24 protein-coding genes are annotated in these 25099 nt (G+C 57.6%); 8 read left to right on the top strand and 16 right to left on the bottom strand.

Annotated elements, in window-relative coordinates; all coding sequences use genetic code 11:
* Positions 1-198: 198 nt before the first annotated feature.
* Entirely contained in the window at positions 199-714 is a 516-nt protein-coding gene (locus tag H8699_RS08500; protein WP_249285309.1) for a flavodoxin domain-containing protein, read from the bottom strand.
* The gene (locus H8699_RS08495) at positions 711-1172 is read right to left on the bottom strand and encodes a MarR family winged helix-turn-helix transcriptional regulator (RefSeq protein ID WP_249285308.1); all 462 of its coding nucleotides are present in this window, start codon (positions 1170-1172) and stop codon (positions 711-713) included. Before H8699_RS08495 ends, H8699_RS08500 begins: the two co-directional genes overlap by 4 nt.
* Before the next feature lie 157 nt (positions 1173-1329).
* Between H8699_RS08495 and H8699_RS08490 the strand changes: the two genes are divergently transcribed.
* The gene (locus H8699_RS08490; protein WP_249285307.1) at positions 1330-1854 is read left to right on the top strand and encodes a DUF6125 family protein; all 525 of its coding nucleotides are present in this window, start codon (positions 1330-1332) and stop codon (positions 1852-1854) included.
* A gap of 64 nt (positions 1855-1918) precedes the next feature.
* Here H8699_RS08490 and H8699_RS08485 read toward each other — a convergent pair whose 3' ends face one another.
* The 4 genes from H8699_RS08485 to H8699_RS08470 all read right to left on the bottom strand — a co-directional run bounded on the left by H8699_RS08485 (position 1919) and on the right by H8699_RS08470 (position 7447).
* Entirely contained in the window at positions 1919-2737 is an 819-nt protein-coding gene (locus H8699_RS08485; protein ID WP_249285306.1) for a MoaF C-terminal domain-containing protein, read from the bottom strand.
* Between the two features lie 79 nt (positions 2738-2816).
* Positions 2817-3989 (bottom strand): phosphopentomutase, encoded by a 1173-nt coding sequence (locus tag H8699_RS08480; RefSeq protein ID WP_249285305.1) that lies wholly within the window; start codon positions 3987-3989, stop codon positions 2817-2819.
* Positions 3990-4696: 707 nt separating this feature from the next.
* Entirely contained in the window at positions 4697-6049 is a 1353-nt protein-coding gene (locus H8699_RS08475) for a TldD/PmbA family protein (RefSeq protein WP_249285304.1), read from the bottom strand.
* 12 nt (positions 6050-6061) lie between these two features.
* On the bottom strand, positions 6062-7447 hold the full coding sequence (locus H8699_RS08470; RefSeq protein ID WP_249285303.1) for a TldD/PmbA family protein: 1386 nt from the start codon (positions 7445-7447) through the stop codon (positions 6062-6064).
* Positions 7448-7637: 190 nt separating this feature from the next.
* Between H8699_RS08470 and H8699_RS08465 the strand changes: the two genes are divergently transcribed.
* Positions 7638-8606 (top strand): transglutaminase domain-containing protein, encoded by a 969-nt coding sequence (locus H8699_RS08465; protein WP_249285302.1) that lies wholly within the window; start codon positions 7638-7640, stop codon positions 8604-8606.
* Positions 8607-8627: 21 nt separating this feature from the next.
* Positions 8628-9392 carry an SDR family oxidoreductase gene (locus tag H8699_RS08460; RefSeq protein WP_249285301.1) on the top strand — a complete coding sequence of 255 codons (765 nt, stop codon included), beginning with the start codon at positions 8628-8630 and terminating at the stop codon, positions 9390-9392.
* A gap of 92 nt (positions 9393-9484) precedes the next feature.
* Here H8699_RS08460 and H8699_RS08455 read toward each other — a convergent pair whose 3' ends face one another.
* The 5 genes from H8699_RS08455 to H8699_RS08435 form a co-directional block, all read right to left on the bottom strand.
* A complete protein-coding gene (locus H8699_RS08455) occupies positions 9485-11353 on the bottom strand; it encodes a heavy metal translocating P-type ATPase (protein ID WP_249285300.1) in 1869 nt (622 codons plus the stop codon).
* A 122-nt stretch (positions 11354-11475) separates the two neighbouring features.
* Complete coding sequence (locus tag H8699_RS08450) at positions 11476-11751, bottom strand: metal-sensing transcriptional repressor (RefSeq protein ID WP_249285299.1); 276 nt, start codon at positions 11749-11751, stop codon at positions 11476-11478.
* 89 nt (positions 11752-11840) lie between these two features.
* Positions 11841-12605 carry a hydroxypyruvate isomerase family protein gene (locus H8699_RS08445; RefSeq protein ID WP_249285298.1) on the bottom strand — a complete coding sequence of 255 codons (765 nt, stop codon included), beginning with the start codon at positions 12603-12605 and terminating at the stop codon, positions 11841-11843.
* A 237-nt stretch (positions 12606-12842) separates the two neighbouring features.
* Positions 12843-13937 carry a glucuronyl esterase domain-containing protein gene (locus tag H8699_RS08440; RefSeq protein WP_249285297.1) on the bottom strand — a complete coding sequence of 365 codons (1095 nt, stop codon included), beginning with the start codon at positions 13935-13937 and terminating at the stop codon, positions 12843-12845.
* Positions 13938-14057: 120 nt separating this feature from the next.
* Positions 14058-15149: a DUF362 domain-containing protein gene (locus tag H8699_RS08435; protein WP_249285296.1), complete on the bottom strand. Its 1092-nt coding sequence runs from the start codon at positions 15147-15149 to the stop codon at positions 14058-14060.
* Between the two features lie 130 nt (positions 15150-15279).
* Between H8699_RS08435 and H8699_RS08430 the strand changes: the two genes are divergently transcribed.
* The 5 genes from H8699_RS08430 (at position 15280) to H8699_RS08410 (ending at position 20770) form a co-directional block, all read left to right on the top strand.
* Positions 15280-16596, top strand: coding sequence for a replication-associated recombination protein A (locus tag H8699_RS08430; RefSeq protein ID WP_249285295.1), 1317 nt, complete (start codon positions 15280-15282; stop codon positions 16594-16596).
* Positions 16597-16802: 206 nt separating this feature from the next.
* Positions 16803-17885, top strand: a complete 1083-nt coding sequence (gene serC, locus H8699_RS08425; RefSeq protein ID WP_249285294.1) for a 3-phosphoserine/phosphohydroxythreonine transaminase — start codon at positions 16803-16805, stop codon at positions 17883-17885.
* 27 nt (positions 17886-17912) lie between these two features.
* On the top strand, positions 17913-19079 hold the full coding sequence (locus H8699_RS08420; protein WP_249285293.1) for a phosphoglycerate dehydrogenase: 1167 nt from the start codon (positions 17913-17915) through the stop codon (positions 19077-19079).
* Positions 19080-19156: 77 nt separating this feature from the next.
* Positions 19157-19459, top strand: a complete 303-nt coding sequence (locus H8699_RS08415) for a Dabb family protein (protein WP_249285292.1) — start codon at positions 19157-19159, stop codon at positions 19457-19459.
* Positions 19460-19630: 171 nt separating this feature from the next.
* Entirely contained in the window at positions 19631-20770 is a 1140-nt protein-coding gene (locus H8699_RS08410; RefSeq protein WP_249285291.1) for a hypothetical protein, read from the top strand.
* Positions 20771-20849: 79 nt separating this feature from the next.
* Here the strand turns inward: H8699_RS08410 and H8699_RS08405 are convergent, their stop codons facing one another.
* From H8699_RS08405 to H8699_RS08385, 5 genes are all read right to left on the bottom strand, one after another.
* Positions 20850-21656, bottom strand: coding sequence for a sugar phosphate isomerase/epimerase family protein (locus H8699_RS08405; protein ID WP_249285290.1), 807 nt, complete (start codon positions 21654-21656; stop codon positions 20850-20852).
* Positions 21657-21677: 21 nt separating this feature from the next.
* Positions 21678-22487: a sugar phosphate isomerase/epimerase family protein gene (locus H8699_RS08400; RefSeq protein WP_249285289.1), complete on the bottom strand. Its 810-nt coding sequence runs from the start codon at positions 22485-22487 to the stop codon at positions 21678-21680.
* 28 nt (positions 22488-22515) lie between these two features.
* Positions 22516-23322: a sugar phosphate isomerase/epimerase family protein gene (locus tag H8699_RS08395; RefSeq protein ID WP_147517301.1), complete on the bottom strand. Its 807-nt coding sequence runs from the start codon at positions 23320-23322 to the stop codon at positions 22516-22518.
* Between the two features lie 35 nt (positions 23323-23357).
* Positions 23358-24167, bottom strand: coding sequence for a sugar phosphate isomerase/epimerase family protein (locus H8699_RS08390; RefSeq protein ID WP_249285288.1), 810 nt, complete (start codon positions 24165-24167; stop codon positions 23358-23360).
* Between the two features lie 71 nt (positions 24168-24238).
* The gene (locus tag H8699_RS08385; protein ID WP_249285287.1) at positions 24239-25051 is read right to left on the bottom strand and encodes a sugar phosphate isomerase/epimerase family protein; all 813 of its coding nucleotides are present in this window, start codon (positions 25049-25051) and stop codon (positions 24239-24241) included.
* Positions 25052-25099 lie beyond the last annotated feature (48 nt).

Genomic DNA, 25099 nt, shown 5'->3' with positions numbered 1-25099 from the left:
CGGAACTACTTGCGCAAAAAGCGCGTTGGCTCCGGCCGCTCCGGAGTGATGTCGCATCTACCCCTCTGTGGCCGGGCTCGCACCCTCCCCGGCTCGCTTGGCACGAAGGATAAACGCCGGTCTCCATCGCCGCGTTTACCTTATGGTCAATCTATTATAGCGCCTTGCCGAAATTTTGTAAAGGGTCCCCAGGCCGCTTCACCCTTCCATTTTTACGCAAAAATCGGCGATCGCTTCAGGCGCGATCGCGCTGACCTGGCCCTTTAAGGGCCCCAGCCCCTCTTTGCCCTGTTTGCGCATGGCCTTATCCACCTGCTTGACGATAAAGCGCTCCATCCGCCCCAGCTTGTCAAAATCGAACGCGCCGCCTAAATTCGCGGCGATCCGCGCATGATCCAGCAGCTGCGTGCCAAAGGCGTCCAGCAGCTGTTTGCGCACCATCTCCTCTTCTACCCCCATGCAGGAAAGGTAGAGACCCAGCGGCTTTTGGAGCAGCCCATCGGCAAATTTCCCGCAAAACGCCTTGAGCGCCTTTTGCGCCATCCCCATGTAAATAGAGCCGCCCAGGATGTACCGATCCGCCTCCGGCAAAGCGGCAGGCGTCCCTTCGCCCAAATCCAGCAACTGCACCTCCCCGGATAGCTGCTGGGCGATCTGCCGGGCGCAATATGCGGCCGCGCCATGCCGGGTCGTATAAATAATGCACGTCTTCACGCTTTAAAGCCCTCCTCCATTCGCGCTTCTATCTTTTCGAGATTCTCCGTCAGATGCTTCATCCCTTGGTGCAGCGCAGCGATCTCCTCCTGGCTCATGCCCGCATACAGCGTTTCCAGCAGTTCGTCCTCCGCCGCCTCCCGCCCCTTAAAGTAAGTGTAGCAGTGCGGTGTCATCACCACGCGCAGGGCTCGGGCGTCGCGTCCATCCCGGCGCAGCTCCAAAAACCCCTTTTTCTCCAACAGCACCGCCAACTTTTTAACATTCTGCCGGGTGCAGCCCATCAGCTCCGCCAGCGCGCTTAAGGTGGGCGGCTCACGGAACTGCGAGGCCATCGCCACCAAAAACCACTGCTTCATCGTCACCTGGGGGTCGAATTGATCGCCCGCCAGCTGCAGACGGTTGGCCAGCACGAACAAGCTGCCAAAGATGAACTTCTTTTCGTTTTCCTGTTTCATCGTCATTCCCCATATAGTAACTGGTTACGTATTATCATAGCATATGGGCTCTTCCAGGTCAAATCCGCTTTTATATCCGGAAAAGCGGGACGCAACATGTGCTATAATAGCGCTGAAGCACAAATTACGATAAATAATGACGAGGAGTATCCCCAATATGCGAGAAAATGAAACTTTGCAGGCAATGACCAAGGAAGAGCTGATCTCCCTGATCACGCTCTATTCCAAAAACTGGCTGGCCATGGACGGCGTTTGGTTCCAGTCCATCGAGCAAAAATATGGCATGGACGAGGCGATGGTCCACGACGCGCAGGCTTGGGAGCGATTTACGGTTATCGAGGCGCGACGGATCAAGCAGTTTTTAAACCTGCCCGAACGCGCGGGACTGGAGGGGCTGGCCCGCGCGCTTTCCTTACGCTTTTACGCCAACATCAATCAGGATGAGATCCGTATCCAGGGCAATACCCTGCTTTATCGCACGCTGGAATGCCGGGTACAAAGCGCCCGCACCCGCAAAAATATGGCGCTGCATCCCTGCAAGCCGGTCGGGCTGATCGAATATGCAGGGTTCGCCCGCACGATCGACGAGCGGATCACCTGCCAGTGCGTCAGCTGCTATCCGGACTCCTGCGACGATACCTGCGCCTGCTCCTGGCTGTTTACGCTGAATGAGGCGCAATAGCGCCACAAAAAACCAAATGCCCGGATGCTAAGATCCGGGCATTTGCTTTATGATAAACTTTTAATTAATCCTCAAAATCCGTATGCGGCGTGCTCCACTCTCCCTTTGCGCCAAAGGTATAGCACTCAAAAGCATCGCCGCTGTTGATGCCGAAAAAGCCGCCCACATCGTGCATGGCCTCAAGGTCGATCAGGCAGATGCCCTCAATCCCCGCCTGGCGCTCCTCCAGCCAGGTAAAGATATAGAGGTTCTCGCGGATCTTTACATAATCCGCCGGGGTGGCGCTGGTCCACCCGTTCAACCCGCCGATCATGGTATAGGCATAGTACTGCGGCGTCAGGTAAACGTGTTTGACCATCATCTCATTTTCCCGATACGTCCAGCGGATGGCCTTGCCTACCAGATCGTGGGTAAAGCCGTGCAAGGGCGCTTTGCCATCGCCCACCCCCGCGATTCGTCCAAAATAGAAGGTATGGCCGACCTCCCGGGCCTCATATCCATTGCCAATCTTCGCCGCGCACAGCGTGACCAGCCCCGTGTCAAAATCCAGCACCAGCGTGCGCCCTTCTAGCGTCCCTTCCACCGCGTGGTGTACAAAGTAGACGTTTTGCGCTCCTACATGGGCTTGATAAAACTCGCGCCCCTCCCCGCCCGCGCCATCTTGCCAGGCCAAAGCGTGCGCATCCTCAAACTTATAGTGCAAGGCCTCCCGTCCCTCAAAGTTCAACGTTACCGCTTTCCCCGTCAGCGCGCCGGTATACGCCGGCATGTACTGTCCGCCTGCCAGGCCACCTGTGGCGTACTGCTCCACCGAAGAGGCATTTCTGATGCGCCGCACCTCCTCCTGGCTGAGCGATTTCCAGCGCCGTGCGATCCTTTCCATCTCTATCCCCCCAATAAATATTTAGCTTGCTAATATCAAGTTTACCAGAGGCGGCCGCCTCTGCGCAAGGCAAACCGGCTTAACGCTTCATCTCATCCAAAAACGACGTACCCGCAAGGCTATCTCCCTTAACGTTCAGGGCCTGCAACACGGTCTGGGCAATATCCGCAAAGCTGGCGCGCGTGCCCAGGTCCACGCCGCCCTTGAGCGCCGGCCCCCAGGCCAAAAGCGGCGTGTATTCGCGGGAATGGTCGGTAGATGGCGTCGAAGGGTCGCAGCCATGGTCCGCCGTGATCATCAGGATATCCTCCTGCCCCATTCCTTCCATGATGGCGGGCAGCGCCTGGTCAAAAGCCTCCAGTGCCCTGGCGTAGCCCTGCACATCGTTCCGGTGTCCATAAAGCATGTCAAAGTCCACCAGGTTGACAAAGCAAAGGCCGTAAAACGGCGCCCGCGTCAGCTCCAAGGTACGGACGATCCCCTCGGCATTCCCGGCAGTGGGCAGCGCGCGCGTCACCCCGCGCCCGCCAAATATGTCCTTGATCTTGCCCACGGCGATCACCTCCCGCCCGGCGGCGCACAGCAAATCCAACAGGGTATCTTTAGGCGGCAGCAGCGAAAAATCGTGGCGGCGGGGCGTACGGGTAAAGTGCGGCGCCTGTCCGGTAAAGGGACGGGCGATCACGCGGCCCACCGCGTAAGGCCCCTGCAGAATCTCCCGGGCCATACGGCAATAGCGGTATAGCTCCTCCGGGGGAACCAGGCTCTCGTGCGCGGCGATCTGAAATACGCTGTCGGCCGAAGTGTAGACGATCAGCTTGCCGGTATCCAAATGCTCCTGTCCATAGTCGGCAATGACTTGCGTGCCGGAGTAAGGGCGGTTGCACAGCACGCCCCGGCCGGTCCGCTGCTCAAATGCGCGGATCACCTCCTGCGGAAAACCCTGGGGGAAGGTCGGCATGGCTTTGGGGGAGATCACCCCGGTGATCTCCCAATGCCCGGTGGTGGTATCCTTGCCGCGGGAGCGTTCGGCCATCCGGGCAAAATTTCCGCTGGGCTGAGGCGCGCTCAACCCTTCCGGGGCGCCCTCAATATTAAAAAGCCCTAATTGCCGCAGGTTGGGCGCCGAAAATCCCTGTGCGCCGGCAACTGCGCGCAGGGTATTGCTCCCCGTGTCTCCAAACTCCGCCGCGTCCGGCAGTGCGCCGATCCCCAAACTATCTAAAACGATTAGAAACACGCGTTTAGCCATGTTGCGTTTTCCTCCAGTCCATCATCTTACGTTTATTCTATCCCCCCTGCCGCCAAAATAAAAGGGGGAGAGACTTTATTCGTCTCTCCCCGCGCTTTGTACTTTTACTGTTTCCTCCAATTCAAAGACTCTTGTTACGCTTCTACTGCTTTCAAAGCGTCTAAGCCGCCTCTACTTTGGATGTATGCGATTGTCATCACTTTTCCCTGTGATGTTTCTCGCGGAGCCTTTAAGGCTTTACCCTCAGCCCTTTCTTACGATATGACCGGCTCTTACCTTTCTCCTTCGCCCCTCTTGCCGGGGCGCCAGCCTAACGGCCGTCTGTTTACTCTTTTTAACGCTGCCGGTATATAAGCCATCCTGGGTTTTACCTTTTGGGCCTATTATAAGCGGTTGCAAATCCTCCCGCCCGCAGGATAGCCGCGTTTACCTATCCCGCTTTTGTGAGCTGCCCGCCCTAGCTTTTTTAAGGCCGCCCGGGCTCACGCTCGCTTTGCGTTTAGCAGGCCGGAATACGATTCCGTCCAGCTAAACGCTGCCACTGCTGATCTTCGTACAACGGAATCGCCCCCTTTCAAGAATTTGCGGATTCTTACACACCATCCGCTTCTTATTCTTATTTCCTTTCCCTTTTGTCATCTTCATCTTAGCACTGCGATCAAAATCCGTCAAGTATTTGTTCAAATATTTTTATTTATCATTTTTAATCATTTGCCTGCCACATTCAGTTCGCCCAGCCATACCGTCGGGCTGCCAAAACAACTGCCCCCCGGCAGGTCAAAATACAGGTCGTCCCCCACCTTGACGATCTCCCTTAGCACCTGGTAAAAGTTACCCGAGAGGGTCACCTGCTCCACCGGCTGGGCCCGCTGGCCGTTTTCAAGCAAAAAGCCCCGGGCGGAGAGGGAAAAATCCCCGCTGACCGCGTTGGCCCCGGCATGCAGGCCCTCCAGCGCCGTAACGTAGAAGGCTTTTTTCTGGGCCGCCAGCGCCGCCTCCGTATGCACCGGGCCGGGGGCCAGATAAAATATCGTAGGGGCCACGCCGATCCGCCCGGCATAGCCCGCCCGGCTGGCGTTACCCGTGCTTTCGATCCCGGCCTTGGCCGCCGTCCTTCGGTTATGCAGCAGGGTCTGCAGCACGCCTTCGCGTATCACCAGCTTTTCCCTGCCCGGCACGCCCTCGTCGTCAAAGGGGGCCGCACCCAGCACCTGCGGCATCAGCGGGTTATCGATCAGGCTGACCGCAGGGGAAGCCACCGTTTCCCCCTCCTTTCCCGCCAGAAGCGAGAGGCCCTTTTGCGCCGCATCCGCACTAAAGCAGCCCGCAAAGGTCGCCAGAAAGTCGCACATGACCTGTGGTTTAAAGATCACTTCATACCGGCCGGTGCGCAGCGGCCCCGCTCCCAGCGCGTCTACCGCGTCTTCTACCGCTTCGCGCGCCAGGCCGTCCGCATCCAGCTGCGCCCACTGATCCGCGCCCCGGTAGGCAAATCCGCTTTTGCGTTCCTGCCCCTGGGCTGCTACGGGCTCGAGCATGGCCATCGCCATCCCCGAGGTAAATTGTACATCCAGCCCCAGGGAGTTGACCAGGCGCACGCTGCCGCGGCCGGTCTGCACCTTGCAATGCTGCACGCTTTGCACCCGTTCGTCCAGCGCCTTAGCCCTGCGCTCAAGGCTTTGGGCCAGCTCGATCTTCTGGCTAGCAGTGATCGCCTGCAGCCCTTGCCCCTGCTCTGGCCAATGGGCATAGGCCGCCCCGCCCGGCTGGAAGGACTCCTCTCCGTCCGCGTGTTTGAGCTGTGCGCTCTCCATCGCGTGGGTCACCAGTTCTCCGGCGGCGCGCTCATCCAGCGCCTCTGTAAAGCTGGTGCCCATACTTCCCTGCCATTTGGCGCGGAAACCCACCCCGGCGGTTTTGGAGATATCGGTGGATTCCACCTCCCCTTCAAACACGGTTACCGCAAATTTTTCCCCATCGGTGTAATATAGCTCAAATTCTTCCAGCCCCGCCGCCTTGGCCTGCTGAAAGACCCGATCTTTAAAAGCGTCAAACGTCATCTTCAACCCCTCCTATCTGCCGCCCACAGTGATGGACGATACCCGGATCATCGGCTGGCCCACATTGGTGGGCACGCTGCCCGACAGCGAGCCGCACATGCCCTGGCCCAGAGCCAGCACGCCGCCCACTTTATCGATCTTCATCAGCACCTCCGCGCCTTTGCCGATCAGGGTGGCGCCCCGCACGGCATCCTGTATCCTGCCGTTTTTGACCCAGTACCCCTCCTGCACGGCGAAGTTGAAGTCCCCCGTCACCGGGTTGACCGAGCCGCCGCCCATCTTTCTGGCGTACAAGCCTTTGTCGATCGAGGCGATGATCTCCTCATCTGTGCTCTCCCCCGGGGCGATAAAAGTATTGGACATGCGCGAGGTAGGCGTGAACCGGTAGGATTGGCGCCGTCCGCAGCCTGTGGGCTCCATACCCATGCGCCGGCCGCCCAGCCGGTCCACCAGATAATTTTTAAGGATGCCGTTTTCGATCAGCACCACCCGCCGGGTCGGGTTGCCCTCGTCGTCCATAGCTGCCGAGCCCCACTCTCCCGGCAGGGTGCCGTCGTCAATGGCGGTAACGCAGGGCGCGGCGATGGGTTTACCCCGCATGCCGCAGAATACGGACGCGCCCTTGGCCACGCTGGTGGCCTCTAAAGAGTGGCCGCAAGCCTCGTGAAAGATCACCCCGCCAAAGCCGGAATCGATCGCAACGGGGAAGCGGCCCGCCGGGCACTCCCTTGCGTGCAGCATGGTAACGGCTGTGCGCGCCGCCGTTTGCGCCGCCAAAGCCGGATCGATCCGCGTGCGAAACGCCTCAAAGCCCATAGCTGCCCCCGGCCCTTCAAACCCCGTCTGGTTCTGCTGCTCGTCAGAGGCCACCGCCTGCACCGCCAGGCGCACCCGCACACGCCGGTCCTGGGCAAACAGCCCTGCGGTATTGCACACCCAGATCCGCTGATCCACATCGCTATAGCCGCAGGATACCTGCACGATCTCGGGCGAAATATCCCGCGCCGCCCGGTCCGCTTCCCGCACGAGTGCGGCCTTTTCCGCCCCCGGCACCTTTCCGGGCAGCTGCTGCGCCCAAATCGCCCGGCCATCGCCCTCCACCTGAAAGGCAATCTCCTCAGGGCTTCCCGCCTGAGCGTCCAGTGCCGCGGCCGCCTGCTGCGCCGCCCGGGCAAGCCCTAAGCGGCTCACGTCATTGGTATAGGCATAGGCCGCTGTAACGCCCCGCATCACCCGCACGCCCGCGCCGAATATACGGCCGGTCTGCGCGTTTTCCATCTTACCGCCGACCATGCTCAGCGCCGTGCTCTCCGTATCCTCCATAAATACTTCGGCAAAATCCGCTCCGCCCTTTTGCGCGATCTGCAGCGCACCCAGGGCCGCATCCCGATCCAGCATTTTCCTTCCTCCTTGTGGTCTAATCTCTTTTTAAGGCTACCCGGTTCGCCGCACCAGCAAACCGTTTTTCCATTCATTCCTTATTTTTATCATACCACTTTCTCCCTCTCTTGTCCCCTGCCCTAGCGGTATGCTATGATAAAGGCGGCGCCCGGCGCGCCGCAATGATTGATGCTGAAGCGAGGCCATTATGTTGAAAAAAACGATATCACTGCTATTGGTTTTGGGGCTGCTCACCGCCCTGCCCGGGTGCAGCCTTTTGGGGCAGGGCGATGCGCCCGCCGCCACCTCAGGGGCGGATCTGTTAGCCGACGACCCGGAGGCGGACTTCTCCTCGGATACCCGCAAAGCCCAGGCCTTTACCGAGCCTGCGGGTTATGCCACCCTGAATGCCGATGAAAAAAAACTGTACGACCGGCTGATGTTTGAGATCCAGGCCTTAGAGCCGGTGACCCATTTAAATGGCGACGCCCAGCAGGACGAGGTCAACAAGGTATTTGAATACATTCTCTACGACCATCCGGAGTTTTTCTACCTGTATCCCAAACTCAACCTGCAAACCGACGGCGCCTCCGTCCAAAAGATCACCTATACCTATTATATGACCGCCGACGAGGTGGCCCAGGCCCAGGACGTGATCGACCAGATGGTGCGCCCCATTATCGACGAGCTGCCCTCCATCGGGAGCGATGCCGAGCAGCTGCGCTATATCCACGATAATGTGATCGGCATCGCCCGTTATTATACGGATTATGACGTAAACAAGCCTTATGACCCCAACGGGGCCATGAAGGATAACGAGGTCTACCGGGATTGTTCCAACATCTATGGCGCGCTGGTGCGGGGCGAAGCAGTCTGTTCCGGATACGCGCGCACCTTTCAGTACATCGCCAACCTGGCCGGCTTTTACTGCATCCGGGTGATCGGGTATGCTGATAACGTGGGCCACGAATGGAACCTGGTAAAGATGGACGACCAGGTCTATTATATTGACCCGACCTATGACGACCCTGGGTATGCCGACGATGGCGGCGGCACCTCCGCCGGTACGCCGCGGGAGAACTATTTTATGATCAACGAGGATACTCTGTTGGAGGATCATACCCTGCCGTATAAGACCAAATACGGTTATCCCATCCCAGGCAACACCAACGGCTGAAACGTAAGGAGGGAGCACGATATGAAAGCAGCAGAATTATTTGACCTAAAGGGCAAGCGCGCCGTCATTACCGGCGCATCCCGCGGCATTGGCCGGGCGGTGGCGGAAAGCTACCACGAACTGGGCGCGTCGGTTGCCCTGCTGGCCCGCTCCAGCGCGGTATTGGATGCGGCGCAGGCATTGCATACGCCCTGTGCACCCGCCTATGGCTTTCAAGTGGACCTGCAGGATCGCGCCGCGCGCGAACATGCCTTTGAAAAAGCTGTAGCTGCGCTTGGCGGCGTGGATATCCTCATCAACAACGCCGGGATGTGCGAAGATTTCCCGGCAGCGGATTATCCCCTCGACGCCTGGGACCGTATCTTGGAGCTCAACCTGACAAGCGCCCTGCACCTTTCCCAGCTGGCGGCAAAGTGCATGATCCCTCAGCGCAGCGGTAAGATCATCAACCTGTGCTCCCTGCACAGCTACCTGGGCAAGCGCCAGATCGAGGGCTACGCCGCCTCCAAGGGCGCGCTCAAGCTGCTCACCCAATCCCTGGCGCACGAATGGGCGCCCTATGGGATCTGTGTCAACGGCGTGGCCCCCGGCTTTATCGAGACCGAGATCAGCTCCGGCCTGCGCCAGGATCCGGTGGAGTACCCCAAAACCCTGGACCGCCTCCCCATGGGCCGCTGGGGCACGCCAGAAGAGCTGCGCGGCGCCTTTATCTTTCTGGGCAGCGCCGCCTCAGACTATGTGACCGGGCATATCCTGGCCGTAGATGGCGGGATTCTGGCAGTGTAACGCGTATATGCTGCCCTCTCTAACCGCAAAAAAGCACAGGCTGAAAGCCTGTGCTTTTCTTTTCCCAACCAAAGGATGTTTTATAGTCAAACCTATCTTCGTCTTCGCCATTTTAAAAGCACGGCGGAGTTGACGATGACCAGCACCGACCCGGCATTATGCACCAACGCGCCCACCACGGGGTTCAGCACCCCCGTAATAGCCAGCGCAATAGCTAGAAAATTAAGCGCCATGGAAAATGCCAGGTTGCATTTAATGGTGACCATCATTCGCTTGGACAGCGCCAGCAGATGGGGCAATTCCCGTATTTCGTCATCCACCAGTGCGATGTCCGCCGCGTCAACGGCGATGTCGCTGCCTATCCCACCCATGGCAATGCCCACATCCGCCTTTTTCAGCGCCGGCGCGTCGTTAATGCCATCGCCGATCATACAAACGTGCTGGCCCTGTGCCTGACTTTGCGCGATCCAGTTGAGCTTATCCTCCGGCAGGCAGCCGGCGTGCACCTGTGCAATACCCGCCTGCGCGGCAATCGCCCCGGCTGCGCGCGCGTGATCACCCGTGAGCAGCACGGGCATGATCCCCAGCCTGGAGATCTGCCCGATCATATCTGGGCTATCCGCCCGAAGCGTATCGGCCAGGGCCAGAAAACCTGCCGCCTCGCCGTCTACCGCTACATAGATCACGGTACAGCCTTCCTCCAGGTAGTCCCTCGCCTCTTTTTCTGCCGCCGAGAGAATGATGCCGTTGTCCTGCAAAAGTGCAGCATTGCCCGCTAATACCATCCGGGCGCCAACCTTTGCGGCTACTCCGCGGCCGGGGATCATCTGAAAGCGCTCTGGCGTTAGTAGCGCGCCTTTGCCCTGGCTTTGATACCCCTGTACCACCGCCTTGCCCAGCGGATGTTCTGAGCGCCGCTCTGCCGAGGCAGCCAGCGCATACAGCTCCGCTTCTTCCAAGCGGGGCGTCATACATTTTACCGCCGTCACCTGTGCCTTTCCATAGGTCAGCGTCCCGGTCTTATCAAAGGCGATGCGTGCTACGCCGGCCAATCGCTCCAGCGCATCCCCTTCCCGTACCAAAAAGCCGTGCCGGGTCGCATTGCCAATGGCCGCCATGATCGCAGTCGGCGTTGCCAGCACCAGCGCGCAAGGGCAAAACACCACCAGGATCGTTACCGCCCGGATGATCTGCCCGGTAAACATCCACGTCAGCCCAGCAGCGCTGAGGGCGATGATGACAATCCACGTAGCCCAGCGGTCCGCAAGCCCTACGATTTTAGCCTTGCCCGCATCGGCCGATTGCACCAGGCGAATCATGCGTTGGATAGAACTATCCTCTCCTACCCTGGTCGCCCGCATATCAAAAGAGCCAAATTGGTTGACGGTGCCGCTGGCGACCTCATCGCCTGCCGCTTTATCCACCGGTAAGGATTCCCCCGTCATCACCGCCTGATCAATCGAGGTCTGCCCCGTCAAAATCACGCCGTCTACCGGTATGCTCTCCCCGGGCAGTACGCGCAAGATATCCCCTACCTTTACCTCCCCTGCAGGGATCATGCGTTCGCCCTGCTCCATAAGCACCCTGGCCGACTGGGGGCTTAGTTTTACCAACCGCTCGATACCCGCTCGCGCCCTCGCCACCGTCATCTCTTCCAGCAGCGCGCCTAGCTGCATGATAAAGGCCACCTCTCCTGCCGCAAAATCTTCACCGATAATGACAGAGGCGATCAGCGCAATAGAGACCAGCACATCCGCTTTTATATCAAAAGCCGTCGCCAAGCCGATCAATGCCTCTAAAACAATGGGCACACCGCATAATACAATCGCTATCCATGCCGCGTCAAAGGGCAACGGGAGCAGGTCAAATATGCTGATCAGCAGCGCTATTCCCGATAGAGCAAGGCATACGATGTCCTTTTTAAATCCGCCCCATGCCAAAATTCTTTCCAGCTTTTCCATATACAACCTCCCTATATACCCATAGGGGTATGTGCATAATATACCTATAGGGGTATAGGATTGTCAAGGGGTAAAAAACAACCAGCGGCCGGAAAAGCAGCCGCTGGTGTCAATCGTAAAGGCTAACCCATATTTGAAAACCGCTCTACAGCCTTGGCAAAGCTTTCAATGGTCTTATCCGCGTCGCCATGCTCGATCCCATCGCGCACACAATGCTGAATGTGCCCTTCCAGCACCACCTGCCCCGCCTTGTGCAGGGCCGATTTTGCGGCGTTTATCTGCGAAAGCACGTCCTCACAGGGTACGTCCTGATCCACCATCCGGTCGATTGCCTGGACCTGGCCGATGATCTTTTTCAGCCTGCGGTGCAGGTTCTCCGCATCCATACACTGTCTCATCTCACACCTCCAAATACCGCTAGGGGTATATGGTTATTGTAAAGAGCGGCGGCCCGGCTTGTCAAGCATTGCCCTGCCTAACTTTCCCATTAGCCTCCGTAGCGCTGCAAATACGGCGTAAATCCCTCCTCCGGCGCCGTCCCCTCAGAGGGGTAATACTCAAGCCCCACAAAGCCGGCATACCCGGCCTGCCGTATCGCATCGAGCACTGCGGTATAGTTTAATTCACCGCCGTCCAGCTCATGCCGTCCGGGCACGCCCGCCGCGTGGAAGTGGCCGATGCGTCCCAGCATGCGCTGGATGTGGGTCAGCACGTCGCCTTCCATGATCTGCTGGTGGTAAATATCGTACAGCATTTTGATGTGGGGCTGATCCACTTCGTTCAAGATATCATACGCCTCGTCAGAGGACCACAGGTAAGCCTTAGGATGATCTACAGCGGTATTGAGCGGCTCCAGCACCAAGGTCTTGCCCGCGTCTGCCAGGATAGGGGCGGCGGCCTTGAGCGCGGAAACGATGTTGTCGTGCTGGTAGCCCCGCGAAAGCCCGCAGGCCGCATCCCCAGGCCCGGCGATCAGGGTCTTGCAGCCCACCCGGTCGGCCACGGCGATCGCCTCGCGTATGCCGCCGGCAAAGGCCGCGCTATCCTTCGGCGTCACCATTTTAGAGCAGCCCGCGCTCATGGCGGCGATCTGTATGCCGGTCTGCGCCAGTGCCCGGCCCACCGCCTCCATATCCTGGTCCCGCCAGCTCCACATGTCGATCGCCTTGACCCCGGCTGCCGCGCAGGCATAAATGCTCTCCACAAAGTCCCGCCCCGCGTACACAGAATTGACGCAAATGGAAATCCTCAACTTCATATCCCCCTTCTTAAAAATGCGGATGCGAAAAGGATACGGTCACGCATAAGGTCGATATGCAAGCTTCTGCCGGGCATTTTCCGCAGCCGCTTTTGTTCTTTTCTCTTGGGTTGGGTCGCCTGTTCTTCACGTAAAGATGTGTGCTCGATCTATCTTTTTATATTGTACGCCCGGGCGGGCGCGTATAGCAGCGGCGCTGCAAAAAAGGGCGCGAAAATTCGCGCCCTCTCATCAGTCGTTTGGCCAATGGCGATCCAGAAAATCCATAAAAAATGCCCAATCATGAGGCGTCATGTCGTGCTCGCCCGCGCGCAGGTGATAGCCCACCGCGTTTTCGTGGCGGGGCTGGTCAATGCCCGGCATCTGCCTTTGTGCCAGCCCTTTAAGGCCGTATAGCGCATAGACGGCGCCCGCCTCATAGGCGCCCCGGTACTCCGCCTCCGGGTCGGCCCAGCTATCTTCGCTGGCGCTGGAAACATACAGCAGCCGCGGGGCGATCAGCGCCAGCAGCATATGCTGGTCAAAGGGCATCTCGTCCTCGCGCTCATTATAGGCCTTATAATTTTCGCAGAACCAGTAGGGAAAGGTGGTATTGATCTCCTTGACGTGCTCGCCCTGCTTACCCCGTGTGATGGCCGCGCCCGTACAGCCGGATTCGTTGGAATCCACACAGGCAAAGCGGGTATCGTTGGCCGCGCACCACAGCGCCGCCTTCCCGCCGCGTGAAAGGCCCGCCACGGCAATGCGCGCCGGGTCTACCTCGGGCAGGGTCTGCAGGTAATCCATCACCCGGCTGGCGGCAAAGGACCAGGCGGCAATAGCGCCCCAGGCGTTTGCCGGGCGGTCTTCCCCGTCCCCTTCAAAGCTTTTGAGGATGCCCTCAAAGTACCCGTCCTCCCGGTCCAGGGCGATATCCTGGGTGTAAAAACCCGCTGTCGCATAGCCCCGGGCCAAAATATCCTCTACCGGCCAGGAGGGGATCTCGTGCAGATGCGCCACGTCCATCGGCCGATCCAGCACGCGGATGCAGATCATCAGCGCCAGAGGCAGCGGCCTTGCCGCCCCATGGGGCAAAAATACCACAAAGCGGAAGCGGAAATCCTCCCGCGCCGTATGCAGCGTCGCTTCCACCATGCGCCGGGTGGCGATCCCTTTAAAATCTTCCTGCCCGATCTGCTTAAAGCTGATCTTGTATTGGTCCGGCCCGGGCGCAAAGCCGTACACTTGATCGCTGAGCAGGGTCAAAATTTCCTGCCTGCGCCCCTCCTCCCACGCCTTTCGGGAAGGCTCGCCCTCAAAGATCGGCGGCAGTGCTGTTTCGTACATGCCTTATCCCCCTTTTCGCGGTCGATCCCGCGTTTATCTATGCCCTTATTATAGCAGGAATTCGGGGAGAATAAAGCAAAAGCGTCCAAAAATTGGGCGCTTTTGCACATTTTTATGTGTCTACCGTTCTTTCGTCAGTTCGGCCAAGATCTCCCGCGCGCTGGGCGGGCAGCCCATCACGCACCGCTCGTATCCTTTACAGCACGCGCCGATGCCGATGCCCGCGCCCGCTTTGCCCCGGTTACCCTGGCCAATGTGCACCTTACCTTTGAGCCTGCCCAGCTGGCCCGCCTCGTCCATGCGCTGCAAGGCATGGATCAGGCTGCCATAGCAGGCCGAGCAGGCCTGGAACGCCTCCACATGGGCCGCCAGATGGGCTACCCGCCGGGTGGCCTGCGGGGTTATCGCTCCGCCCTCGGCCCGGTTCAGCTCGATCACGGTATCTCCGCCGATCTGCGTGCTGCCCGCGCCCAGCCTTTCCGCGATGCCGATATAAGGCACCTCGCTTAATTCCAGGCCGATCAGCTCGGCCGCATAGGCGTCCATCTTGACCGGATCCCAGGCCAGCATGGCGCGGTTCATCTGCACCGGCGTCCCGCCTTCTTCAAAGGTCAGGTCTCCGCACAGTCCGTCTACCACCGTCAGCTGCGGGGGCAGGGCCTTGGCCAGCGCACCGATGGGCCCGTGCAGCCCCGCCTGGTGGAAGCGCCGCTTTTCCCGATCCGGGATGCAGCCCTTCATATTCTTCAGCGCGCAGGTCAGCGCCGTTTGGCAATGGGCTTTTAACACCGGCATGTTAATGAGGAAATCCGCCTCAGCCGCCCGCCGGCAGAGCGTCAGCGTCTCGCCGCCCACCTTGCGGGTAACGGTCGCATCCCGCTTGAGATCGTACAGCCCCAGCCCATACCGCTTGGCCAGAGCCCGGTAGCCGCAAACTTCAAAAGCCCGCCCGGTATCGTCCCCCACCCAGGAACCTTCGATGATGTCGATATCCTTAAAGCCATATTCCAGCAGATATTCAACGATCCCCGCGGCCAGCTCCGGCGAGGTGGTCGCCCCGGTAGATGAGGGCTTGGCCACTACCAGGTTGGGCTTTAGGGCAATGCGCATGCCGCTTTTAAGCTGTGCCTGTACATCCGCCGCAGCCATCAGTTCCCCGGCCATCCGCTTTAAATCGCTTCCGTAGGTCACCAGTATCTGATCCTTACGCATCCTTTGATCCCCCTTTACGGCTCTATTATAACGGCGGGCCTGCGCCCTTGGCAACTTCCCTTTTGTCCGCGCCTGGTTTATACTATAGAAAGAAGTACCATTTTGGATCATAACGGAGGAAGCGAAGCTCATGGACGACCTCTTTACCAGCAATACCCAGCAAAGCGCCCCCCTGGCCGACCGGATGCGCCCCCGCACGCTGGACGAATTCATCGGCCAGCAGCACATCATCGGCCCCGGGCGGCTATTGCGCCGCGCCATCGAAGCGGACCGGCTGACCAGCAGTATCTTTTTCGGCCCTCCGGGCTGCGGCAAGACCACGCTGGCCTCCATCATCGCCAACAACACCAACGGCGCCTTTGTTAAGTTAAACGCCGTAACCTCCGGCGTGGCGGATGTTCGCGAGGTGATCAAGGCGGCGGAAAACCGCCTGAAGCTATACGGCAAGCGCACCTACCTGCTGCTGGACGAATGCCACCGCTGGAACAAGGCGCAGAGCGATTCCATTTTGCCCGCAGTAGAAAAGGGCATCATCCTGTTTATCGGCTCCACCACTGAGAACCCCGCCATTGCCATGACGCCGGCTATCGTCAGCCGGTGCCGCATCTTCCAATTCCAGGCGCTGGGCGAGGCGGATATCCTGCTGGCCATGCGCCGGGCGCTGGAAGACAAGGAGCGGGGCTTTGGGATGATGGACGTGCAGATGGACGAGGAGGCTTTTAGCCACATTGCCGATGTGGCCAATGGCGATGTGCGCAGCGCCCTAAACGCGCTGGAGCTGGCGGTACTCACCACCCGGCCGGATGCAGACGGCATTATCCATATCGACCTAAAGACGGCCGAGGAATCCATCCAGCGCCGGGTGCTCAACATCGACGAATCGCAATATTACGACATGCTCAGCGCCTTTTGCAAATCCCTGCGCGGCTCGGATTCCACCGCTGCCTTGGCCTGGTGTGCCCGGCTGCTGAGTGCGGGGATCGACCCGCGCATCATCGCCCGGCGGATGATCGCCCATGCCAGCGAAGACGTGGGGATGGCCAATCCCCAGGCCATGGTGCAGGCCGTGGCGGCGGCGCAGGCGTTGGAGTTCAACGGGCTGCCCGAGGCCCAGCTCAACCTAGCCCAGGCCATCATCTTTATCTGCGAAAGTCCCAAGTCCAACTCCGTGGTGATGGCCATCGACGCGGCCAACGCCGATGTGGAGGGCACGCTGCACCAGCCCGTGCCCGTACACCTGCGGGATACCTCCTATAAGGGCGCAGGTAAACTGGGTTCGGGCAAGGGTTATAAGTATCCGCACGATTATCCCGGCCATTGGGTGGCCCAGCAATACCGGCCCGAATCCGTCAAGGACAGGACCTATTACCGCCCGTCCGATCAGGGCAGCGAGGCGCGCATCCGCGAAAACTGGCTGCGCCGCGGCTGGGATCCGGACGGGAAATAATGCCGCCACGCCGCAAAACCCAAACATTCCGCAATTTTATGGGGAATTGTGCCCCTTTAGGGCCGGAGATTGGGGGCTTTGCGGCTTGCCAAATTGTGGCGGGGGCAGTATAATAAAGTTTGTATCGTTATTAAATTAACAATGTAAACGCCGGTTCCAGCCGGCGTCCCGTTTTACGGGGAATAAATAAGGAGGGCACATCCGAAATGGAAAATCGCGTGTACAATTTCTCTGCAGGTCCGTCCATGTTGCCGCTTAGCGTGTTGCAAAAAGCGCAGGCCGAGTTGCTCAACTGTAACGGCTCCGGTTCGTCCGTCATGGAGATGAGCCACCGCTCCGCGCCCTATGAGGCCATCATCGCTGAGGCGGAAAGCCTGCTGCGCGAGCTGATGCAGATTCCGGATAACTACAAAGTTCTGTTCATCCAGGGCGGCGCCACCCAGCAGTTTTCGATGGTGCCCATGAACCTGAAGGTCAACGGCAAGGCCGATTACATCGTATCGGGCAACTTTGCCAACAATGCTGCCAAGGAAGCGGCTAAGTTCGTGGACGTAAACATCGTGGCCAACTCCAAGCCGCAGAATTACGCCGAGATCCCCGCCTTTGACAGCAAGGATTTCGACCCCGAGGCGGACTACGTGCACATCACCAGCAACAACACCATCTTCGGCACCCGTTATACGCAGTGGCCGGAGACCGGCAACGTGCCGCTGGTGGCGGATATGTCCTCCAACATCCTTTCTGAGCCCATGGATGTCAGCCGCTTTGGGCTGATCTATGCCGGCGCGCAGAAGAACATCGGCATCGCGGGCCTGGCCGTGGTCATCATCCGTGAGGACCTGCTTTCGCGCAGCTGCGATAAGCTCCCGGTGCTGATGAACTATAACACCTACGCCAATAACGATTCGATGTATAACACCCCGCCTTGCTTTGCCATTTATATGGCTAAGCTGGTGTTTGAGTGGATCAAAGAGCAGGGCGGCGTGGCGGCCGTGTACGAAAACAATGTGAAAAAGGCCGCTATCCTCTACGACTATCTGGATAGTTCCTCCTTCTTTAAGGCTACGGCCAAGAAAGAGGACCGTTCCCTGATGAACATTCCCTTTGTCACTCCTTCGAAAGAGTTGGACGCCCAGTTCGTTAAAGAGGCGGCGCAGCAGGGCTTTGTCAACATCAAGGGGCACCGTTTGGTGGGCGGCATGCGCGCCAGCATCTACAACGCCATGCCCAACGAGGGCATTGAAAAGCTGGTCGCCTTCATGCGCGATTTTGAGGCCCGCAACAAGTAAAACGGAGATAGAGAAGGAGGTTCCCCTATGTTTAAGATCGGTACGCTAAACGCCATTAGCGATAGCATTTATGACCACCTCCCCGCCGACCAGTTTGAAGTGGGCAAAGAGGTGGAGGGCGCCCAGGGCATCCTGGTGCGCAGCGCTTCCATGCACGAGATGGATTTTGATGAGAACCTGCTGGCCATTGCCCGGGCGGGCGCCGGCGTCAACAATATCCCGCTGGATAAGGCTTCGGAAAAGGGTATTGTGGTATTCAACACCCCGGGCGCCAACGCCAACGCCGTAAAGGAACTGGTGCTGGCGGGCCTGCTGCTCTCCTCCCGTAAGATCGCCCAGGGCATCGAATGGGCGCGCACCCTTAAAGGGCAGGGCGGCCAGGTGGGCAAGCTGGTTGAAAAGGGCAAGAGCCAGTTTGTCGGCCCGGAGCTAAAGGGCAAAAAGCTGGGCGTCGTAGGCCTGGGCGCTATCGGCGTCATGGTAGCCAACGCTGCCACCGCCTTTGGCATGGATGTGTACGGGTATGACCCCTACATCTCGGTCAAATCGGCCTGGGGCGTATCCCGCGCCGTGCACTACGTCAAATCCATCGAGGCCATGGTTGAGGAGTGCGATTATATCACCATCCACGTGCCGCTGGCCGATGCGACCCGCGGCATGTTCAATGCGGATCTGCTGGGCCGCGCCAAAGAGGGCCTGCGCCTTTTGAACTTCGCCCGCGGCGAGCTGGTGGATACGCCGGCCGTGCTGGCGGCGCTTCAGAGCGGCAAGCTGGCCTGCTATGTAACGGATTTCCCCAACGACGAGCTGCTTAATGTGGATAACGTGATCTGCATCCCCCACCTGGGCGCTTCCACGCCGGAGTCCGAGGAGAACTGCGCGCACATGGCTGCCGAGCAGATCGCCGATTATCTGCAAAACGGCAATATCGTCAACTCCGTCAACTTCCCGCATTTGGAGATGCCCCGCGTAGAGGGCACCTTCCGCATCGGCGTGGTGCATAAGAACGTCTCTAAGATGATTGGTGCCATCACCGGCACCATCGGGCAGTACAACATCAATATCGATAACATGCTCAACAAGTCCCGCGGGGAACTCGCCTATACCTTGATCGAGAGCAATCACGCAGCGGGCGAGGACGTGCTCAGCGCCCTTAAAGGGATTGAGGGCGTCATCCGCGTGTTGACGTTCTAGACCATGATACAAAAAGGCCACAGGAATAGCCCCTGTGGCCTTTTCTCATAACTTTACAACATAAGGAGGATGCGAAAATGATCCGTCATATCGTTGCCTGGGCGCACCAGAAGGGCTTTAGCGCCGAAGAGAACCAGCACAACGCCCAAAAGGTAAAAGAGACTTTGGAAGCCCTCAAGGGCCAGATAGAAGGCGTCGTGGAACTAGAGGTCTTGATCGATCCGCTCGATACCAGCGACAAGTCCGTGATGCTGATCAGCCTGTTTGCGAGCCAGGCCGCTTTAGCCGCCTACCAGGTTCACCCCGCACACCTAGAGGCTGCCGGCTTTGTCAAATCTGTCATGGAGGAACGCATCTGTCTGGATTTTGACTTAGGGTAAGAGTTTTTACTTTGGAGATGCTAAAAAGTGACAGGATTAAATCCTGTCACTTTTTTATTGACTGCATGCCAGCTTAGCCGTTATGATAAAAGCATCACATGATTATCAAAAATACCATTATAACGTTCTTTCATTTATTTATTAACAAAAGAAAATCTTCGGAGGGGTAGTATGAAGAAATACCTTGCTTTGCTTTTATTTATTATACTGCTTATTCCAGGCTGTGCGTCCGATCTGGGTAAATACCAACCGGCGGCTACCGCTACGCCTGCGCCGGTGTCCACACCTGCACCTGCAGCGTCCGCTCCCGCTCCTCAGGCTACTACCACGCCCACACCTCCGGCCATAGCGGAGGGGCTTGTTCGCACCGAAATGGGGTTTGGGCTATACTCCATTGGTCTTCCGGAGGAGTTGGGGCCTTATACGTATAACGGAACTTTGATGATGTCGCAATGCTACGCCTCGCCGGCCGACCCGATCTTCTCTGTATACACCAATTTCGCCCTGATCGATGATTATCAACTGACGGCCGGATCCAACCATAGTTACAGCAGCCAGATGGTTCTAATGGTTTCTCCTACTTTTGATGAACAGCGGTTTGAGTCAAAAAGCGCAACGCTCTCCCAGGGCGGCCATGCGACATACTCCTTTTCACAGATGGATGAATATGCCTTCCTCAACCTGGAGATCATGACTGACGAGATAGGCTATAATTTTACTATTGTTTTACCCGCCAGCTATTACGATAAACTGGAGGCCATTGTTCAAAGCTTCCGGGTAGATGAAGCGCGCTTAAGCGACTATCTAAAGAGAAAGCCGATTCGCGGAGAAGATGGGCGCTGGACGGCCTGGGATCACAGTCTTGCCATCGAAGTCCCGGAAGATTGGGATATCTGTCTTCCCGAATTTATGCGGAATTACCCCATAGGGCTGCAATGGAATAACGCCATGCAGCTGATTCAGCTTTGGTACTACGAGGATTACGATACGATGCTGGAGGAGGAGTTTGCCGCCTTTGAGGAAACTGCCAGAGAATTTGCCAGCGGGGCAGGATATGCAGATGACGAATCCTGCTGGGAAGACCCGGTTACTATGCCCCTTGACAAGCTGGGTACAGAGGCGGTCTGCATTACTCGCCGCTCTAACAATGACCTGCCGCACGTCACCTATATCAGCTTTATTTATGAGCATCGTTTGTTTTACGGCGCCTTTATGTCCATGCCCACTGTATCACAGGAGCGCCAGCAACAGCTGCAAGATATTATGGCCACCTTACAGCCTGCGGATATTGGCGGCGAAGGCGTCCTTTAACGGTTCTAAGGCATTAATATAAAACAAAAGACCGGGCAAAATGCCCGGCCTTTTTTAATCTGCTTTTTTCAGCCCTATTTTACAGGCCGAAATTGCGCAGGTTATCGTAGCTGATCTTGATCGCCTCAAACGGCGGACGATACACGCAGCGATCCTGCTCGGTCACAAACCATTCCACGCCGATGTCGCGGCAAGCCTGAATGATGTCCAGCCAGTTCAGGCTGCCCTCGCCCACTTCGGCATACAGGCGATGGGTGCACTCCAGGAAGGAGGTATCCGAATAACGGTCGATCAGGTAATCCTTAAAGTGGACGACCTTCATCCGGCCCTTGGCCTTGTAGATCCAGCTGACCACATGCCCGCCGCCGGACTGTACCCAATGGGTATCCAGCTGGAAGAATACGTACCGGGGATCGGTGTTCTCCAGCAGGATATCCATACCGGTCACACCATCATATTTGCGGAACTCCAGCGCATGGTTATGGAAGTGCAGATACAGCCCTTCGGCGGCCAGCTTCTCACCCACCACATTCAAGCGCTTGGCAAAATCCAGGAAACCCTCTTTGCCGCCCGTACGCACCCACTCAGGAGAAGCGCCGATAACGATGTATTTGGTATCCAGCGCCTTAGCATCGGCAATCACCTGATCCAGATGCTCTTCCAGTTTCTCAAAGGGGGCGTTCATCGCCGTGCAAACGATGCCGACCTCGTCCATGATCTCCTTGATCTCTTTGGCACAGGGCGCGTTTTCCTTCACGCCCACGCCCAGCTGTACGCCATCATACCCGATATCCGCAACGCGCTTAAAGGCGTTCATGTAATCATTCTTCGTATCCAGATAATCGCGGAAGGCAATCGTCTGAACACCGATTAAAGCTTTAGGCATTTGATTCATCCTCCTTAAATATTAAGCCTGCGCCATGGCGCGGTCCAGATTCTCAAAGCTGATGCGCGCGCTCTCCAGCGGATGGCGGCGCGTTTCATCCTGCTCCACCACGTAGTTCTTCACGCCGATCTCCTCGCCTACGCGGATCACCTTGACCCAATCGATATTGCCCTCGCCCACTTCGGCAAAGAGCTTGGGCGCCAGTCCCAGATCCGTAATACTCGCATCCGGATCGATCATGTAATCCTTGCAGTGCAGGATGGGCAGGCGGCCCTTGACCTGGCGCATCCACCAGTAAATATCCCCGCCGCCGGACTGGATCCAATGGGTATCCAGCTGGAAGCCCAGCTCAGGCACGCTGTCGAACACGATCATGTCGATGCCGCGCACGCCGTCGGCAAAGCGGCGGAACTCCTGGGCGTGGTTGTGGTACAGCAGGGTCTGCCCGTTATCCTTCAGCTTTTTGGCCAGGGTGTTCAGCCCTTTAACAAAGGTACGGTACCCCTCCTGCGAAGTACGGTAGCAGGGCGGCAGAGACCCGATGACGATGTACTCGTTATCCCAGATCTTCTGCTCCTCCAGCGTCTGCTTAAAGCCATCCTCGTCCATCAGCGTCTCAAACGGCACGTTGGTGTGCGCGGTCTTCATGCCCAGGCCGTGGATCAGATCCGCGACTTCCTGCACATTGATATCCGCAGGCAGGCGCCCACGCCCCGCCGAGACCAGCCCGTAACCCATCTTAGCCACTTCGGTAAAGGCGTCTTTCATGCCCTGGGAGGTGGTCAAAAGGTCGCGGATGCCGATCAACTGGAGGCCGATTCTCTCATTCATTCCCATTTCTCCTCCTGAAGTCTATCGATTAAATGCCCCAGCTCTTAATGTTGTTGATGCTGGTCTGCAAGCCATTGAAGGGATTCTGCAGGGTGAAGTCCTGCTCGATCATCACCAGCTCGCTTCCAGCCTCTTTGGTAGCCTCCACGATGGCCGGCCAGTTCAGGTTGCCGCAGCCAATCTCCATAAAGCGTTTGTACACGCCGCCGATTTCGGTGACTTTCTTCATCTCCATGTAGTCCTGCTCCTGAACGTTGGCGATGCCGTAGTCCTTGTAATGCACAACGGGGATACGGCCTTTGCACTTTTTGATCCAGGCCGCCGGGTCAGCGCCGCCCGCCGCTACCCAGTGGGTATCCAGCATCAGGTTCATATCGGTCTCCTCAAAGAGGATATCCATGCCGCGCTTGCCGCTGTCAAAATTGACGAACTCCACCGCGTGATTGTGATAGGTCAGCTCCAGGCCCTGGGCCTTAAAGAACTTCACCTTTTCCTGCATGGCTTTGGCAAAGGCTTTGTAGCCTTCCTCACCGCGCATGCGGAAGTGGATCGGGATGGTGGCCACGCTGACAAAACGGGTGCCCAGGAATTTGGCCTTGTCGGCGATCGCCTGCGGGTCGGCCATGATATCGTCATACTGGCCGCCGGCAGAAATGTTGTGCAGGCCCAGCTCATCCAAGCCCTTTTTGTACTCTTCCAGGCTCAGGAACTTGGGCACGCCGCCCTGGATGTACTCAACGCCCATCTGGGCCAGTTTCTCGTGCGCCTCTTTGTAGTCTACAGGATTCTGCAGGTAGTGACGGATGGTATATTCAACAACACCAATTTTAGCCATGATTCATTTACCCCCTAATTTTGTTCAAGTTTTGATTAATGGATGTCCAGCACATCGTTCATGTACTTTTTGCTCTTGGCCAGCGCCTCAATGGGGCAGCCGCGCCAATAATCCTGCTCGATCACAAAGTACTGCACGCCGATCTTGCGGCAGTTCTCTACGATGGGCTTCCAGTTGATATTGCCATAGCCGATCTCGGCAAAGATCTTATACACCCCGCCGATATCCTGGATGTGCTGGGGTTCCGGATTCGGGTCGATGGCATAATCCTTAAAGTGGATGATATCCATGCGCCCTTCCAGCTTGAGCACCCACTCGGCCGGGTCCGCACCCGCGGCGGAAGCCCAGTGCGTATCCATGATAAAGCCGAAGTTTTCCGGGTCGGTATTGTCCAGCAAAATCTGCATGCCGTTTTTCCCGCCCGGGAAATTGGCAAACTCCATCGCGTGGTTGTGATAGATCAGCTTCAGCCCATTGTCCCGCAGCTTTTTGCCGACCTCGTTCATCTCTTTGGCATAGGCCTCATACCCTTGGGCGCTGACGCGGTTTTTCAGCGGCAGCGTAGGCGTATTGATGTGCTGCACGCCAAAGGCCTTGGCGTCGGAAATCACCTTGTCCAGGTTGCTCATCAAATCGTCGTACCCGGCGCTGCCGGTGATATTTTTAAACCCGTACTCGGCCAGCAGGTCCACCATCTCGGGGATGGAATCGCAGCAAGCGGCCTTGCCGCCCTGCCAAACCTCAAAGCCCAGCTCCTGCAGGCGCTTTAAGCAATCCCTAAAGCTGGTTTTATTGGTCATAAAATCGCGCACTGTGTAACTGCAAACACCGATCTGAGATGCCATAGAAAATACCCTCCTTCAATAGCGATGGATCGCGTTGTTTATTTTGCTTGCCCCTTAATTTACGTTTTTGCCTACTTCAGTCCCACGTTCTGCAGGCCCTTGATGCTGATAGCCAGGCTGTCGAACGGGTTGCGGCGGGAGAAGTCCTGCTCAATAACGAACCACTTAACTCCGATGGACAGCGCCGTATCCACGATTTGCTGCCAAGGCAGGTTGCCCTCGCCGATCTCGGCAAAGAGCTTGGGCGCCAGCCCCAGATCCGTGATGCTGGGATCCGGATCGATCATATAATCCTTACAATGCAGGGTATGCATGCGGCCCTCGCACTTTTTGATCCATTTGAGTACATCGTCCCCGCCGGAGTGTACCCAGTGGGTATCCAGCATGAACTTGGTGTAGAGCGGATCAAACCCCTCAAAGATGATGTCGATCCCCCGCTTGCCGGACTTGAAACGGCGGAACTCCTGCGCATGGTTGTGATACATCAGGTCGATCCCATTGTCCGCAAACTTTTTGGCCAGCATGTTAAACTCTTTGACGAAGGTGTAATAGCCTTCTTCCGTATCCCGGTATTCTACCGGGATCGCGCCGATCGACGTGGCCGTGCAGCCAAAGTAGTGGATCTCCTCTACCAACGCGTCAAAGTCGCCACGCATACGGTCCAGACTGCCGCCATAAGAGCAAAGCATCAGCCCGTTTTCATCCAGCAGGTCTTTAAACTCCTCGTTCGTAAAGAACGCGGGTTTGCCGCCCTGGATCGCTTTGAAGCCGATATTTTTCATCTTCTTCATCGATTCCGCATAGTCTTCGCGGTTGGTCAAATAATCGCGAATGGTATACGTAATCGCAGCGATCTGGGTAGGTTGCGTTACCGTAGTCGCCATGTTCCATTCCTCCCGTAGTCATATTTACGCTTCACGCGGGTACGAAAA

Source organism: Luoshenia tenuis, assembly GCF_014384745.1.
Taxonomy (GTDB): domain Bacteria; phylum Bacillota; class Clostridia; order Christensenellales.
The sequence above is the reverse complement of the archived record's forward strand: the minus strand, read 5'-3'. Positions and strand labels throughout refer to the sequence as shown.